The organism is Cellulosimicrobium funkei, from assembly GCF_001019615.1.
GTDB lineage: Bacteria > Actinomycetota > Actinomycetes > Actinomycetales > Cellulomonadaceae > Cellulosimicrobium > Cellulosimicrobium cellulans_E.
In genome coordinates this window covers 342204-355606 of the sequence record NZ_JNBQ01000002.1, presented here as the reverse complement: position 1 = coordinate 355606, position 13403 = coordinate 342204, and the positions used below count along the sequence as shown (strand labels likewise).

Annotated in this window: 14 protein-coding genes; 8 read left to right on the top strand and 6 right to left on the bottom strand. The window is 75.4% G+C overall.

What is annotated here, in order from left to right:
* Positions 1-11: 11 nt before the first annotated feature.
* Entirely contained in the window at positions 12-884 is an 873-nt protein-coding gene (locus FB00_RS04025; RefSeq protein ID WP_331386736.1) for an SMP-30/gluconolactonase/LRE family protein, read from the top strand.
* Positions 885-900: 16 nt separating this feature from the next.
* Here FB00_RS04025 and FB00_RS04020 read toward each other — a convergent pair whose 3' ends face one another.
* Both FB00_RS04020 and FB00_RS04015 read right to left on the bottom strand, forming a co-directional pair.
* Positions 901-1755 (bottom strand): fumarylacetoacetate hydrolase family protein, encoded by an 855-nt coding sequence (locus FB00_RS04020; RefSeq protein WP_047231514.1) that lies wholly within the window; start codon positions 1753-1755, stop codon positions 901-903.
* Between the two features lie 75 nt (positions 1756-1830).
* Positions 1831-2835 carry a C-terminal binding protein gene (locus FB00_RS04015; protein WP_047231513.1) on the bottom strand — a complete coding sequence of 335 codons (1005 nt, stop codon included), beginning with the start codon at positions 2833-2835 and terminating at the stop codon, positions 1831-1833.
* Positions 2836-2905: 70 nt separating this feature from the next.
* Between FB00_RS04015 and FB00_RS04010 the strand changes: the two genes are divergently transcribed.
* The 4 genes from FB00_RS04010 to FB00_RS03990 all read left to right on the top strand — a co-directional run bounded on the left by FB00_RS04010 (position 2906) and on the right by FB00_RS03990 (position 5886).
* Entirely contained in the window at positions 2906-3718 is an 813-nt protein-coding gene (locus tag FB00_RS04010) for an SDR family NAD(P)-dependent oxidoreductase (RefSeq protein WP_047231512.1), read from the top strand.
* 56 nt (positions 3719-3774) lie between these two features.
* A complete protein-coding gene (locus FB00_RS04005) occupies positions 3775-4107 on the top strand; it encodes a nuclear transport factor 2 family protein (RefSeq protein WP_047231511.1) in 333 nt (110 codons plus the stop codon).
* 505 nt (positions 4108-4612) lie between these two features.
* Positions 4613-5137 carry a TetR/AcrR family transcriptional regulator gene (locus tag FB00_RS03995; protein ID WP_047231509.1) on the top strand — a complete coding sequence of 175 codons (525 nt, stop codon included), beginning with the start codon at positions 4613-4615 and terminating at the stop codon, positions 5135-5137.
* Positions 5138-5193: 56 nt separating this feature from the next.
* A complete protein-coding gene (locus FB00_RS03990) occupies positions 5194-5886 on the top strand; it encodes an NAD(P)H-dependent oxidoreductase (protein ID WP_052877415.1) in 693 nt (230 codons plus the stop codon).
* Here FB00_RS03990 and FB00_RS03985 read toward each other — a convergent pair.
* The 4 genes from FB00_RS03985 to FB00_RS03970 are packed head-to-tail and all read right to left on the bottom strand — an operon-like array spanning position 5871 to position 10463.
* Positions 5871-6710, bottom strand: a complete 840-nt coding sequence (locus FB00_RS03985) for an SDR family NAD(P)-dependent oxidoreductase (protein ID WP_047231508.1) — start codon at positions 6708-6710, stop codon at positions 5871-5873. The genes FB00_RS03990 and FB00_RS03985 overlap by 16 nt on opposite strands.
* Positions 6707-8029 (bottom strand): enolase C-terminal domain-like protein, encoded by a 1323-nt coding sequence (locus FB00_RS03980; protein ID WP_231581703.1) that lies wholly within the window; start codon positions 8027-8029, stop codon positions 6707-6709. The genes FB00_RS03985 and FB00_RS03980 overlap by 4 nt, the downstream gene beginning before the upstream one ends.
* Positions 8026-8823 (bottom strand): SDR family NAD(P)-dependent oxidoreductase, encoded by a 798-nt coding sequence (locus FB00_RS03975; protein ID WP_047231507.1) that lies wholly within the window; start codon positions 8821-8823, stop codon positions 8026-8028. Before FB00_RS03975 ends, FB00_RS03980 begins: the two co-directional genes overlap by 4 nt.
* Entirely contained in the window at positions 8820-10463 is a 1644-nt protein-coding gene (locus FB00_RS03970) for a hypothetical protein (protein ID WP_052877414.1), read from the bottom strand. The genes FB00_RS03975 and FB00_RS03970 overlap by 4 nt, the downstream gene beginning before the upstream one ends.
* Positions 10464-10613: 150 nt before the next feature.
* Here FB00_RS03970 and FB00_RS03965 point away from each other — a divergent pair, with 150 nt between their 5' ends.
* The 3 genes from FB00_RS03965 (at position 10614) to FB00_RS20905 (ending at position 13380) form a co-directional block, all read left to right on the top strand.
* Positions 10614-11300 (top strand): GntR family transcriptional regulator, encoded by a 687-nt coding sequence (locus FB00_RS03965; RefSeq protein ID WP_047231506.1) that lies wholly within the window; start codon positions 10614-10616, stop codon positions 11298-11300.
* 111 nt (positions 11301-11411) lie between these two features.
* Positions 11412-12161, top strand: a complete 750-nt coding sequence (locus tag FB00_RS03960; RefSeq protein ID WP_047231505.1) for an SDR family oxidoreductase — start codon at positions 11412-11414, stop codon at positions 12159-12161.
* A 154-nt stretch (positions 12162-12315) separates the two neighbouring features.
* On the top strand, positions 12316-13380 hold the full coding sequence (locus FB00_RS20905; RefSeq protein WP_052877413.1) for a GNAT family N-acetyltransferase: 1065 nt from the start codon (positions 12316-12318) through the stop codon (positions 13378-13380).
* Positions 13381-13403: the final 23 nt, after the last annotated feature.

Below are 13403 nucleotides of genomic sequence, written 5' to 3'. Positions count from 1 at the left end.
AGGATGGACCCGTGCCTGAGATCTCCGTCGACAACGTCACCGGTCCCGTCGCCTACCACGCGGAGGGCCCGGTGTGGTGGCCTGGCTGGGGCGGCCTCCGGTACGTGGACATGCTCGCGGGCGACCTCCTGACGCTCCGGCCCGACGGCGGCGTCGACCGCCTCCACGTGGGCGACCACGCGGCCGTGGTGCGGCCACGGACCGGGGGCGGGTTCGTCGTCGGGCTCGCGCGGTCGGTCGCGGTGGCGGACGGCGACGACGCCCCGGTCCGCACGCTCGCGTCGCTCGTCGACGACCCGACGGTCCGCCTCAACGAGGGGGCGGCGGCGCCCGACGGCGCGTTCTACGTGGGCGGCCAGGCCGAGGGCGAGCGGCCGAGCGCGCTGTACCGGGTGGAGGCCGACGGGTCGTCGCGCGTCGTGCTCGACGGCGTCGAGGTGTCGAACGGGCTCGGGTTCTCGCCCGACGGGTCGCGGGCGTACTACGTCGACTCGGCGACGCGGCGCATCGACGTGCTCGACGTCGTCCCGGCCGCGGAGGACCCGCGCGGGCTCGTGCGGCGCCGCTCCTTCGTGGAGATCGACCCCGACGACGGCATGCCCGACGGCCTCACGGTCGACGCCGAGGGCGGCGTCTGGGTGGCGCTGTGGGGCGGCGGGGCCGTCCGGCGGTACTCCCCCGACGGCACGCTCGACGCCGTCGTCCCGCTCCCGGTGTCGCAGGTGAGCGCGTGCACGTTCGGCGGCGACGACCTCGACCGGCTGTTCGTCACGACGTCGCGCCAGGGGCTGGACGACCCCGACGCGGACGAGGCCGCGTCGGGGTCGCTGTTCGTCGCGGACCCGGGCGTCCGGGGGCTCCCGGTTCTCCCGTTCGCGGGCTGACCGGGGCTGCGGGTCCTCAGCGGACGGCGTCGCGCACGCGCTGCTCGGCGCGGCCCAGGCCGTCGATCTCCAGGGTGACGACGTCGCCGTCGCGCAGGTACGGGAAGCGCCCGGACAGGGCGACGCCCTGCGGGGTGCCGGTGTTGATGAGGTCGCCGGGCTCGAGCACCATGTACTGCGACAGGTGGTGCACGAGGTACGCGACGTCGAAGATCATGTCGGCCGTCGTCGAGTCCTGACGGGCCTCGCCGTTGACCCAGGACCTGAGCCTGAGGTTCTGGACGTCCACCTCGTCGGCCGGGACGAGCCACGGGCCGAGCGGGTTGAACGTCTCGCAGCTCTTGCCCTTGGACCACTGGCCGCCGGAGACCTTCATCTGGTAGTCGCGCTCGGAGACGTCGTGCGACAGCACGTAGCCCGCGACGTGGTCGAGCGCCTCCTCGGGCGACGACAGGTAGCGCGCCCGGCGACCGATCACGATGCCGAGCTCGACCTCCCAGTCGACGGTCGTCGCGCCGGGCGGCACGAGGACGTCGTCGTACGGTCCGACGACGGTGTTCGAGTGCTTCCAGAAGACGATCGGGACGTCGGGCGGCGTCGAGCCGGACTCGGCGGCGTGCTCCGCGTAGTTCATCCCGACGCACACCACGGCCGTGGGCCGCGCGACCGGTGCGCCGACGCGCAGGTCGTCCGCGCCGTCGAGCACGGGCAGCGCGCCCGCGGCGAGCGCCGCGCGGACCCGGCCGACGCCGTCGGCCGCGAGGAACGCGCCGTCGATCTCGGCGGTGAGCGGGTGGAGGGAGTACACGACCCCGTCCTCGCGGACGGCGGGACGCTCCTGGCCGAGGGGGCCGAGTCGGACGAGCTGCACGGGTGGGTCTCCTAGGTCTGGGAGGGCGAGCGGTCGCCCCGCGGCACGGAGCGGCGCGAGACAGTGTGCGCGTTCTCAGGCGAGGGCGCGCGCGTGGTCCGGGTTGACGATCGACGGCACGGGACGGGCCGCGAGGAAGTCGACGGCGTTGCGGGCGGTGTGCACGGGGAGGTCCTGCATGGCCTCGGGCGAGAACCACGCGGCGTGCGGGGTGAGCAGCACGTTGTCCAGGGTGCGCAGGCGCGAGTCGGCGGGCAGCGGCTCGGTCGCGTAGACGTCGAGCGCGGCCGAGCCCACGTGGCCGGACGCGAGGGCGTCGGCGAGCGCGTCCTCGTCGATGAGCGGCCCGCGGCACGTGTTGACGACCCGCACGCCCGGCTTCGCGGCGGCGAGCGTGCGGGCGTCGAGCAGGTGGCGCGTCGAGGCGGTGAGCGGCGCGTGCAGCGTGATGACGTCGGCGCGCGCGACGGCCTCGTCGATCCCCACGGCCTCGTGCCCGTCGGCGGCGACGGCCGCCGCGTCGACGAACGGGTCGTGCACGAGCACGCGGTAGCCGAGCGCCCGGGCGGAGCGCGCCACCTCGGAGCCGATCCGCCCGTACCCGATGACGGCGACGACGGTGCTGGACAGGCGCGCGGCGTGCTGCGCGGTCGGGGCCCACGTGCCGGCGCGCAGCGCGCGGTCGTAGGCGACGAGGCCGCGGTCGAGCGTGAGGATCATCGCGACCGTGTGGCTCGCGACCTCCTCGATGCAGTAGGTCGGGGTGTTGGCGACGGCGACGCCGCGCTCGGTGGCGGCCGCGACGTCGACCATGTCGTAGCCGATGCCCATGCGCGAAACCATGCGCACCCCGCCCGGCCCGGCGACGGCGTCGAGCACGCGTGCCGTGATCGGAGCCCACTGCACGACGAGCGCGGAGGGCGCGGACCCGCTCTCGGCGGCCTCCTCGACGGCGGCGATCACCTCGTCCTCGGTGCGTGCGGCGGCGCGCACGGCCCGGAGCCCGGCGGCGGTCAGGGTGTCCTCGCACGCGGTCCCGGGCAGGTCGCAGTCGGTGATGACGACGGTGTCGGCTGTCATGCGATGGATGCTATAGCAAATAGCACCCTCGACCAACCCTCGGGCCGGTCAGATGCTATAGCGTGGCCTCATGACCCTTGCCCCGGACGGCGCCCGCCGCCGCCTCGCCCTCGTCACCGGCGCCAGCTCCGGCATCGGCGCCTCCACCGCCCTCCAGCTCGCGCGCGACGGGCACGACGTCTGGCTCACGTACACCGGCGGCGAGGCCGGCGCGCGCGCCACCGCCGCCCGGTGCGAGGAGGAGGGCGCCGCGACGCGCGTCTCGCGCCTCGACCTGCGCGACACCGCGTCCGTCGAGGCGCTCGTCGCCGAGGTCACCGACGACTGGGGACGCCTCGACGTGCTCGTCAACAACGGCGGCGTGTGCCCCTACCGCGCGCTCGACGACATCGAGCTCGACGAGTGGGACCTCGTCATGGAGACCAACGCGCGCGGCACGTTCGTGCTGTCGCGCGCCGCGCTCCCGCTGCTGCGCGCGGGCCGTCCGTCGCCCGCCGGCGCCACGGTCACGCCCGACGAGCGGGCCGCGCGCGACCGCGCGATCGTCAACCTCTCCTCCATCGCGGGCGAGCAGGGCGCGCTCAAGACCGGCGTGCACTACGCCGCGAGCAAGGCCGCGATCCTCGCGATCACGCGCTCCTTCGCGCGCATCCTCGCGAGCGAAGGCATCCGCGTGAACGCCGTGACCCCCGGCCCCGTGACGAGCGCGATCACCGACCAGCTGGCCCCCGACGCCCGCGCCGGGCTCACCGCGTCCATCCCCCTCGGGGACTTCGGCACGCCCGACGACGTCGCGTGGGTCGTCGCGTCGCTCGCCTCCCCGCGCGCCGGGTTCGTCACGGGCGCGACGTACGACGTCAACGGCGGCGTCCGGATCGACTGACCGCCGGTCCACCGGTCCGCCGCGACACTCGCCCACCCCTGCCCGAGGAGGCACCCATGAGCACGTCCCCGTCCGCCGTCGTCACCGCCCAGGTCGACGCGTTCAACGTCCGCGACCTCGACGGCTTCTGCGCGACCTACGCACCCGACGCCGTCGTGAGCGGCGTGACCCCCGAGCCGATCGTCGGTCGCGACGCCCTTCGCGCGTTCTACGCGAGCCGGTTCGAGGACACCGCGCTGCACTGCGTCATCGACGCGTCCGTGACGTTCGGCGACCGCTGGCTCGTCGCGCGCGAGCTCGTCACGGCCTCGAACGGCACCGGCGAGACCATCGCGACGTTCGAGGTCCGCGACGGCCTCATCACCCGCGCGAGCATGGTCAAGGGCTGACGTCGCGCCCCTGGCAGACTCCTGGTCATGACCAGGCCGCGACCGACACGCGTCGAGATCAGGTCGCGTCACCGCCCGGAGGGCGCCGGGGTGTACGGCGTCTCCGTGCTCGACGCCGGGGCCGACTCCTGGACCGGCCTGTACCTGTGTCGCGCGGCGGACGCTGACCATGCGCGACGACGCATCCGTGAGGCCGGGTTCCACAAGAAGCAGATCCAGGGTCGCTGGACGCCGACGGATCCGCCTCCCAGGGTCCCCGGCGAGCTCGCCGCCGACGACGAGCGGTGGTTCCGCTGCCGATGCGACGACGACGGGTGGGGCCCGTGGGAGCCTCTCCCGCGGGACTACCGACACCCGTCACCAGCACGCGGCGCCGTCGACCCGTCCGTCCGATGACGAGCGATCACGACGCTCCCGCGCCTCGCCGCCCTCCCGCTCGGGTCGCGCGTCGCGCGTCACTCCGCGACGGGTCGCGGAGGTAAAACGATCGTTGTACGTTGGAGCGATGAGCACGACGCGGGCGAGCATCGTCCTGAGCTCCGAGCGGGTCTTCGACCGGCGCGGCTTCGCCGCGACGGGGATGGACCAACTCACGCAGGAGGCAGGCGTCTCCTCCCGGACGCTGTACAAGCACCTGGGCAGCAAGGACGGTCTCGTCGCGGCGGTCCTGAGCGCCCGTGCCGAGAGGTTCTTCGCGGCGTTCGACGTCCGAGGCGTGGACGCGCTGTTCTCGACCCTCGCGGCGTGGACGGTCTCGGAGGGCGCCCGTGGCTGCCTGTTCCTGCGGGCGCTGGCCGAGACCGGCGGGGACGTCCCCGGTGTCGTCACGGCCGTCGCGGACTACCGCGACCGGCTCGTCGCCCTCGTCCGGCGGGCCGTCGTCGACGACCTCGACCGGGAGGACGAGCTGCTCGCCGAGCAGGTCCTCGTGCTCTTCGAAGGCGCCGTCTCGGCCGCGTCCTACCGCGGTGGCGACGCGCTCGTCGCGGCGCGCGCCGCCGCGACGGCGCTCGTGCGCCTCGCCGGCTGACCGGCGTGGCGACGGGCGCACCGCCCGCACCCCCCGAGAGAGAGGTGGATGAACCCATGACCTCACGACTCCTGACCGTCTTCGCCCACCCGGTCGCCGACTCCTACCCGGCTGCCGTCATGGAGGCGTTCCACGAGCCGTTCCGCGCCGCCGGGCACGACGTCGACGTCCTCGACCTGCACCGGGAGGAGTTCGACCCTCGCTTCACGCCGGAGGACCACGCCCACTTCTGGGGCGGCCCGGTGCCGCCGGAGATCGCCGAGATGCACGCGCGCGTCGAGGCGGCGGACCGGCTCGCGTTCGTCTTCCCCGTGTACTGGTGGGGGATGCCCGCCCTCATGAAGGGCTGGATCGAGCGCGTCTTCACGGGCGGCTGGGCCTACCAGTACGGGAGCGGGGTCCAAGACCGCGGCCGGGAGCCGCTGAGCTCGCTCCTGCGCGCCGTCCCGACCGCCGTGCTCGGCGTGGGCGGGTCCACCCGGCGGACCTACGAGAAGTACGGGTACGACGACGCCATGCGCACGCAGATCGACGTCGGGACGTTCGCCTACTGCGGGCTGGACGACGTGGAGAGCCACCTCGTCTACGACGTCGAGGGCGAGCACAACGCGCCGAACCGCGACGCGGGGCTCCGCCGTGCACGCGAGATCGGCGTCTCCTTCGCCGCACCCGACCGGACCCCGCGCCGCGCGAAGGACGAGCACCTCCGCCGGCGCGGCGTCCTGGCCGCAGGTCAGGCGAGGCCGTAGCGCGCGTCGAGGTCGGGGTCGTGGGGCGGGTTGCCGAACGACGCGGTCCAGGCGCCGTCGGCGGCGATCGACTGGCCGGAGACGTAGCCCGCCTCGTCGGAGAGCAGGAACGCGACGAGCGCGGCGATCTCCGCGGACTCGGCGATGCGCCCGAGCGGCGGTCCCTCCGCGAGCGCGCGCTCCTCGGCGGCCGGGTCGGCGGCGCGGGCGATCTGCGCGTCGAGGTGCGGGGTGCGCACCCCGCCCGGCGCGACGGTGTTGGCGCGGATGCCGTACCGCCCGTACGTCACGGCGACGGACCGCGCGAGCGCGTCGATGCCGCCCTTGGTCAGCTCGTAGGCGGCGTGGTCGGCGAACGCCGCGCGGCCGTGGATCGAGCCGGTGTTGACGATCGACCCGCCGCTCACCTGGTCGGTGAACGCCTCGACGGCAGCGGCGCAGCCCCACAGGTAGCCGAGACCGTTGATCTCGACGACGTCGCGCGCGTCCTGCTCGACCCGTGCTGCCCGCTCCGGGTCGGCGAGCGCGTGCAGCGGCGTGCGGACGGTGATGCCCGCGTTGTTGACCCATCCGGCGAGCGGTGCGAGGTCGCGCGCGGCCCGCGCCGCCTCGCGGTGGGTCTCGCGGTCACGGGAGTCCCCCAGCACGACGGCGGCGCACACCCCCTCCTCGACCGTCCTTGAGCCCGGGGTGCGCTCCAGCCCGACGACGGTCCACCCGTCGGCGGTGAGGCGCGCCGCCACGGCGCGGCCGATGCCCTTGCCGCTGCCGGTGACGACGACGCTGCGGTGCTTGTTCGCGGGTCCGGCTGCGGGTCCGGTCACGAGGGTGCCTCCAGGTCGAAGCGGTCGGGGTCGAGCGTGAAGCCCAGGCCGGGCGCGTCGGGCGGGGTGGCGTGGCCGCCGTCGAACACCGGGCCGCCGCGCACGAGCAGCGGCGCGGGGTCGTACGGGTTGCCCGCGGGTGTGCGGTCGAACGTCTCGACGCCGATGCCCGCCGCGCCGCCGAGGTGCACGCTCACCTCCGGGTACACGTGGCTGGAGACCACCATGCCGCGCGCGGCCCACGCGCGCACGAGCGGGTCGGCGACCGTGATGCCGCCGATCGCGACGACGTCGACGCGCGGCACGTCGAGCGCGCCCAGCATCGCCAGGTGCGCGAAGACCTCGGGGTCGGTCACCTCGTCACCGACGGAGAGCGGGAGCCCGGACGCGTCGCGCACGCGCGCGGCGCCGACCGCGTCCTCGGGGAGCAGCGGGTCCTCGAGCCACGCGAGCGCGGGCTCGGCGTCGCCGGGCTGTCCCGCCGCGCCCGTGACACCCCACGCGTCGAGGTCCGCGAGCGCCTCGTCCGCGTCGCGCCAGCCGAAGCCCACGTCGACGACGACGCCGCTGCGCCCCGCGACGGTCGGCCGGCCCGTGACGTCGGGCAGCTCGGCGCGCAGGATCGCGAGCAGGTCGCGCATGAGCGCACGGTCGGGCGAGCGCGAGATCTTCAGCAGCGGCCACCCGGCGCGCGCGTGCGCGAGCACCTCGTCCGCGACGTCGCGCGCGGTGCGGCCCGGCGTCGGGTACGCGGCGACGATGATCGCGGGGCGTGGCACAGCGACGGCCGCCCCGGATGAGACGTCGCGGGGACTCCCGGCCACGGCACGTGACGGAACGTCCGTGTCGTCGCCGACACCGGGCTCTGCGGACCCGGCGAGGTCCGCGCCGTCGTCGAGCAGGGACCAGACGGGACGCCCGGCGAGCCGGCCCGCGAGATCCCACAGCGCGACGTCGACCAGGCCGATCGCGCGCCGCACGAGGCCGACGCGGCCGACGATCGCAGACCCGCGCAGGGCCGCGTCCCAGGCGGCGCCGACGCTCTCGCGCGCGGCGATGCCGTCGGACGCGACGACCTCCCGACCCACCACGTGCGGGGCGACGAGCCGGTCGACAAGCTCGGCCATGGGTGCCTCGCGCGTGAGCGCGTACGACTCCCCGGCGACCGTGCGGCCGTCGTCCGTGTCGGCGATGACGCGCACGCCGACGTACTCGCGCCGCTCGACGGTCATCGCGCCCAGGCGCAGCGGCTGCGGCAGCGGGACGACCGTCGTCGCGGTCCGGACGGCGACGACGCGCGCGGCGGGCCCCACGCTCACTCCGGCTTCTTCGCGAGCGGCACGCCGTAGTCGACGAGGAACCCGCCGTCGACGTAGACGGTCTGGCCGACCATGTACGCGGCCTGGTCGGACACGAGCCAGCTCACCGCGTTGCCGATCTCCTCCGGCTGGGCCAGCCGGCGCGCGGGGATGCGCGCGAGGATCGTCTCCTCCGAGAGCGTGCCCTGCGCGACGCCCTGGCGGAACACGCCCGTGTCGATGTACCCGGGGGCGACGGCGTTGACCCGCACGCCGCGCGCGGCCCACTCGGCGCCCGCGGTCGCGGTGAGCCCGATGACGGCGGCCTTGGTGGTGGAGTAGGGCGCCCGTCCCGCGGAGCCGCGGGCCGAGACGGACGAGATGTTGACGACGGCACCACGACCCGCCGCGAGCATGTGTCGACCCGCGGCCTGGAGGCACGCGAAGACACCGTGCAGGTTGACGTCCACGACGGCCGACCACTCGTCCCAGGTGAGGTCCTCGAGCGCGCGGTGGCGCTGGATGCCCGCGTTGTTGACGAGCGCGTCGATCCCGCCGAACGCGTCGGCGAGGTCGTCGAACGCGGCGCGCACGGCGGCGTGGTCCGTGACGTCGAGCGGGGCCCACACGAGCCCGGGCGCGTCGGGGACGGCGCCGAGGTCGAGCGCGGGGAGGTCGTGCTGCACGACGTCCGCGCACACGACGCGGAACCCGTCGGCCGCGAGGCGCTCGGCGACGGCGCGGCCGATGCCGGCCGCTCCCCCGGTGACGACGGCGAGCGGGACGCGCGGGGCGTCGGGGGCGGGGGTGGTCACTGGTCCTCCTCGGGGACGGGACGGATCGGGGTCGCGGGTGCGGCGTGCGGTGGTGCGACCGCGCCGGGGGGCCAGGCCGCGGTGGCGGCGAGCACGTCGTCGACGACGGCGCACGCGTGCCGCTCCAGGCGTTCGAGCGAGCCCGGCGCGAGCGGCGACTGCCAGGCCTGGTAGGCGCCGACGTCGTACGCCTCGCGCGTGGGCAGGTAGACGAAGCCAGGGCCGTTGGTGAGGTTCGCGACGACGACGGGCCGCGCCCCGGCGTGGGCGCGCACCGTGCGCTGGAGGCGCGAGTACGCCTCGCCGGGGTGCGCGACGAGCAGCGCCTCGCCCACGCGCCACACCCACGTGGGGTGCTGGACGGTGGGGCCGGTGACGTAGCCGTCGCGCAGGTTGCGGGCGCGGCGCAGGCGCTCTTCGCGAGAGCGGGGGTCGATGCTCGCCCACTCGGCCTCGAGCTCGTCCCACGTCGGGAGGTCGCGCAGGTCGAGCGTGACGGGCTCCTCCACGGCGGCGAGCGTGCGGGCGTCGGGACGGGCGTCGGTGCCGGTGCCGACGCCGATGCCGGGGAGCGCGGCCGACGGCGCGGGCTCCCACACGGCGAGCGGCGCGCCGGACTCGACGACGTGGGTCAGCTCGAGCTCCGTGCCCGGCGGCGGGAGCTCGGCGAGCGCCGCGAGCACGGCGTGGCCGAGCGACGTGCCGTGCCGGTCGGCCACGGCGGTGTCGCCCGTGTACTGCTCGCGCGGGGCGAGCTCGCCCGACGCGCCCTGGAGGAACGCGACGGGGGCGGCCGTCTCGCGCTCGACGAGGTCGCGCATGGCGCCCACGTAGTCGGGCGAGACGAGCCGGTTCTGCCAGGCGAGCGTCGTCGGGTGGCACGCGTAGTTGACGATCGTGGCGAGGGTGACGGGGTCGCCCTCGGGCGCGACGCCGTCGGGCCGGGTGTCCGGGGCGCCGAGGGCGGGGCGCGTCGTGAGGCGCCCGACGACGACCGTGTCGTCCGCGAGGTCGGCGCCGGGCGAGCGTGGGGTGCCGGCGTCGGGGTTGAAGCCGACAAGCGGGCGCGGGGCGCTTCCCGCGACGGTCCCCGCGTCCCCGCCGGCGCAGCCGTCGAGCAGCGCCTCGCGGTTGGACGCGAGGCCGCAGCGCCCGGTCGTCCACTCGAGGGTCGCGGGTCGGAGCGACGCGATCGCCTCCACGGCGGCGTCGGCCGCGGCGCGCGCGAGGTCGCGCAGGTACGCGACGCCGCGGTCGCCGCCCGGGAGGTCGGCGTCGCCCGAGCACAGGACGGGCCCGGCGTGCGTGTGGGAGAGCGAGACGAGCAGGCGCTCGACGGGCAGGCCGGTCGCGTCGAGGACGGTCGTGCGCAGCGTCGCCTCGTCGTCGACCCGGCGCCACCACGTGCCGTCGACCGTCACGAGGACGAGCGGGTCGGAGGCGCCGTCGGCCGGGGTGCGCTCCTCGGCGAGCGCGACCGCCGTGAGCGTCATGGCGCGGTGCGCGCCCTCGGAGACGTCCCAGTCCGCCGGGCCCCAGTTGCGCGCCCGGATGCCCGGGGCGGGTGTCACGTCGCGGACGGCGACGCCCGCCAGGCCGACGAACGCGGGGACGGGGGCCCGCGTGTGCAGGGCGACCATCGCACCTCCTCTGGGCTCGGGAGTGCCGATGCTATAGCATGTTGCTCGGTCGACACGTCCGACCAGGGACGGCGCCGTGGCCGCTATCCTTCGGGGCGTCCGACCGACGACGATCCGAGCCCGCCGCCCCCACGACACCACGGAGAAGCCATGGCGCTCAAGAGCGTGCCGGACCAGAACGTCGCCGACCGGGTGACGGTCGAGCTGCGCGAGGCGATCTTCAGCGGCGACCTCGCGCCGGGCGAGCGGCTCGTCGAGCGCAAGCTCGCCGAGCGCCTCGGCACGAGCCACATCCCCGTCCGCGAGGCGCTCACGCGGCTCACGCAGGAGGGCCTCGTCGAGCGTCTCCCGCACCGCGGCGCGCGGGTCGCCGCCCTCACGAGCCGCGACCTCGAGGAGATCTCGAGCCTGCGCACGCTGCTCGAGCAGTTCGCCGTCGTGCGGGTCCAGGACGCGTGGGACCCCGCCAAGGAGGCGAGGCTGCGCAAGACCGTGCAGCAGATGGTCCAGGCGGCGGAGAAGGGCAGCAACGCGCGCGTCTTCGAGCTCGACCGGCGCTTCCACGAGCAGCTCTGGGAGATGGCCGACCACCGCATGCTCATGACGCTCAACGCGCAGCTCCGCAGCCGCATCACCGGCTTCCTGCGCGCCGCGAACGCCGCGCTCGAGCCCGAGGCGCGCGTCGCGCACGCCCGCACCCACGAGCTCATCGTCGACGCCATCGCGGGCGGCGACCCGGAGGCGGCGCAGCGCGTCATGGCCGAGCACATCGGCGAGGCCGCAGCCCGCCTCGCGAGCCACACCGAGGACGAGGCGGAGCCCGCCGTCGGGGCCTGAGCCCGCGCCGCCCGCCGGTGGCGCGTCGCGCCCGGCCGTCACAGCCCGGCGCGACTCCCGGTCGACCTGAGGAGGATGCACCCGCATCCACCGATCTCAGGGAGGCACCACATGGCTCGCATCATCGTCGTCGGCGGCACCGGGCACGTCGGCTCGCGCGTCGTCGAGAAGCTCACCGCGCACGGGCACGACGCCGTCGCCGCATCACGCCGCACGGGCGTCGACGCGTACACCGGCGCAGGGCTGACGGAGGCGCTGGCCGGCGCCGACGTCGTCGTCGACACCACCCAGGCGCCGTCGTACGTCCCCGACGAGGTCCGGGAGTACTTCGCCACGTCGACCGCGAACCTCGTCGCGGCGGAGAAGGCGGCGGGCGTCCGCCACCACGTCGCGCTCACCATCGTGGGCACCGACCGCCCGCAGGGCATCGGCTACTTCCACGGCAAGGCCGAGCAGGAGCGCGTCGTCCGCGAGTCGGGAGTGCCGTACTCGCTCGTCCACGCGACCCAGTTCTTCGAGTTCACCCCCGCGATCATCGGCACGGCCGCGCACGGGGACACCGTGCGGGTGTCGTCGGCGTCGATCCAGCCGATCGCCGCCGAGGACGTCGCGACCGCCGTCGCGCGGATCGCCGCCGGGGAGCCCGTGGGCGACGTCGAGATCGCCGGCCCGGAGGTCCTCGCGATCGGCGACCTCGTGCGCCGGACGCTCGCGGCGCAGGGCGACGGGCGCGAGGTCGTCACGGCGGACGACGCGCCGTACTTCGGGGCGCTGATCGAGGACCGCACGCTCGTGGCCGTGGACGGTGCGCAGATCTTCGGGACGCGCCTGGAGGACTGGCTCGCCGCGCAGGCAGCCTGACGGTGCACCCCGGGTGGCGGCACGCCGCCGCCCGGGGTGTCGTGCGTGCCCAGCCCGGCCCGCACGGTCCGTCGCGTCGCACGCCGACGGTCGTCCCGCGACCCTACTTTTGCTATAGCATCCCGTCAACACCGGCACGCGACCCTGGACGGCCATGCATCTGCGCACCGCCACGCCCGACGACGTCCCCTCCCTCTACGCGCTGTGGGACCGCGCGTTCGACGCGCCGCTCATGGTGCCGGTCTACGAGACCGACGACGGTCGGCTCGACCGCACGCACGTCGCCGTCGACCCGCTCCACGGCGGGGTGGTCGGCTCGGTGTACTGGACGCCGCGCGAGGTCGGCGGGCCAGATGGCGACACGCTGCGGGCCGGCGGCGTCGCCAACGTCGCGACCGCCCCTGAAGCCCGCGGCCGGGGCCTCGTCCGGGCGCTGCTCTCCCGGGCCGTCGAGCAGATGGAGCGTGCCGGCACGCACGTCGCGCTGCTGTTCACCGGCACCCCCGACGTCTACCGGTCGAGCGGCTTCGAGACGTTCGACGTGCCGCTCCTGCGCGGCGCGCCGCGTCAGGTCGACGAGCCGGACACCGGGCGGGAAGACCTCGACGACGGTGCGCTCCCGACGGACACCGCCCCGTCGGACCTCGTGAACGACGGCGCCGTGCGGGTCCGCACCGACCGCCTGCCCGGCGTCCCGTGGCCCGCGTGGTCGGTCGCGCTGGGGCGCGAGCAGCTCGCCGTGCTGCACGACGCGTTCGACACCGTGGCGGGCGGACCGCGTCCCCTCGCCATCCGACGCACCGCCGAGCACTGGGAGCAGCGCATCCCGCTCTGGTACTCCGGCGCCGAGGTGTTCACCGCACGGGCCGCCGACGGGGAGGTCGTGGGCTACCTCGTCCTCGAGCCCGAGCCGGACGTGCTGAAGGTCCGCGAGCTCGGCGTCGACCCGGCGTCGGACCGCGCGCACGACGTCGTCGACGCCCTCGCGCGCACCACGCTCCACCGCGCGCACCTGCACGGCTCTGCCACCGTCGAGGTCCGGCTGCCCGCGCACCCGCTCGCCGAGCGCTTCGCCGCGGCGGTCCTCGACGCGCCGACGCCGGGGACGGACACGACCGGGATGCTCCGTCCAGTTCGCGCGGGGGTCGACGTCGTCGCCCGTCTGCGGGAGGCCGCCGCAGCCGGGGTGGGCTTTCATTGGCCGGGCGACTACCTCTGACCGTTATCTCGGGCACAAGCAAT

Bases quoted from the DNA above. Each gene is read 5' to 3' on its own strand.
- FB00_RS04015 (WP_047231513.1), bottom strand. From the start codon at position 2,835: ATGACAGCCGACACCGTCGTCATCACCGACTGCGACCTGCCCGGGACC.
- FB00_RS04010 (WP_047231512.1), top strand. From the start codon at position 2,906: ATGACCCTTGCCCCGGACGGCGCCCGCCGCCGCCTCGCCCTCGTCACC.
- FB00_RS04005 (WP_047231511.1), top strand. From the start codon at position 3,775: ATGAGCACGTCCCCGTCCGCCGTCGTCACCGCCCAGGTCGACGCGTTC.
- FB00_RS03995 (WP_047231509.1), top strand. From the start codon at position 4,613: ATGAGCACGACGCGGGCGAGCATCGTCCTGAGCTCCGAGCGGGTCTTC.
- FB00_RS03990 (WP_052877415.1), top strand. From the start codon at position 5,194: ATGACCTCACGACTCCTGACCGTCTTCGCCCACCCGGTCGCCGACTCC.
- FB00_RS03970 (WP_052877414.1), bottom strand. From the start codon at position 10,463: ATGGTCGCCCTGCACACGCGGGCCCCCGTCCCCGCGTTCGTCGGCCTG.
- FB00_RS03965 (WP_047231506.1), top strand. From the start codon at position 10,614: ATGGCGCTCAAGAGCGTGCCGGACCAGAACGTCGCCGACCGGGTGACG.
- FB00_RS03960 (WP_047231505.1), top strand. From the start codon at position 11,412: ATGGCTCGCATCATCGTCGTCGGCGGCACCGGGCACGTCGGCTCGCGC.
- FB00_RS20905 (WP_052877413.1), top strand. From the start codon at position 12,316: ATGCATCTGCGCACCGCCACGCCCGACGACGTCCCCTCCCTCTACGCG.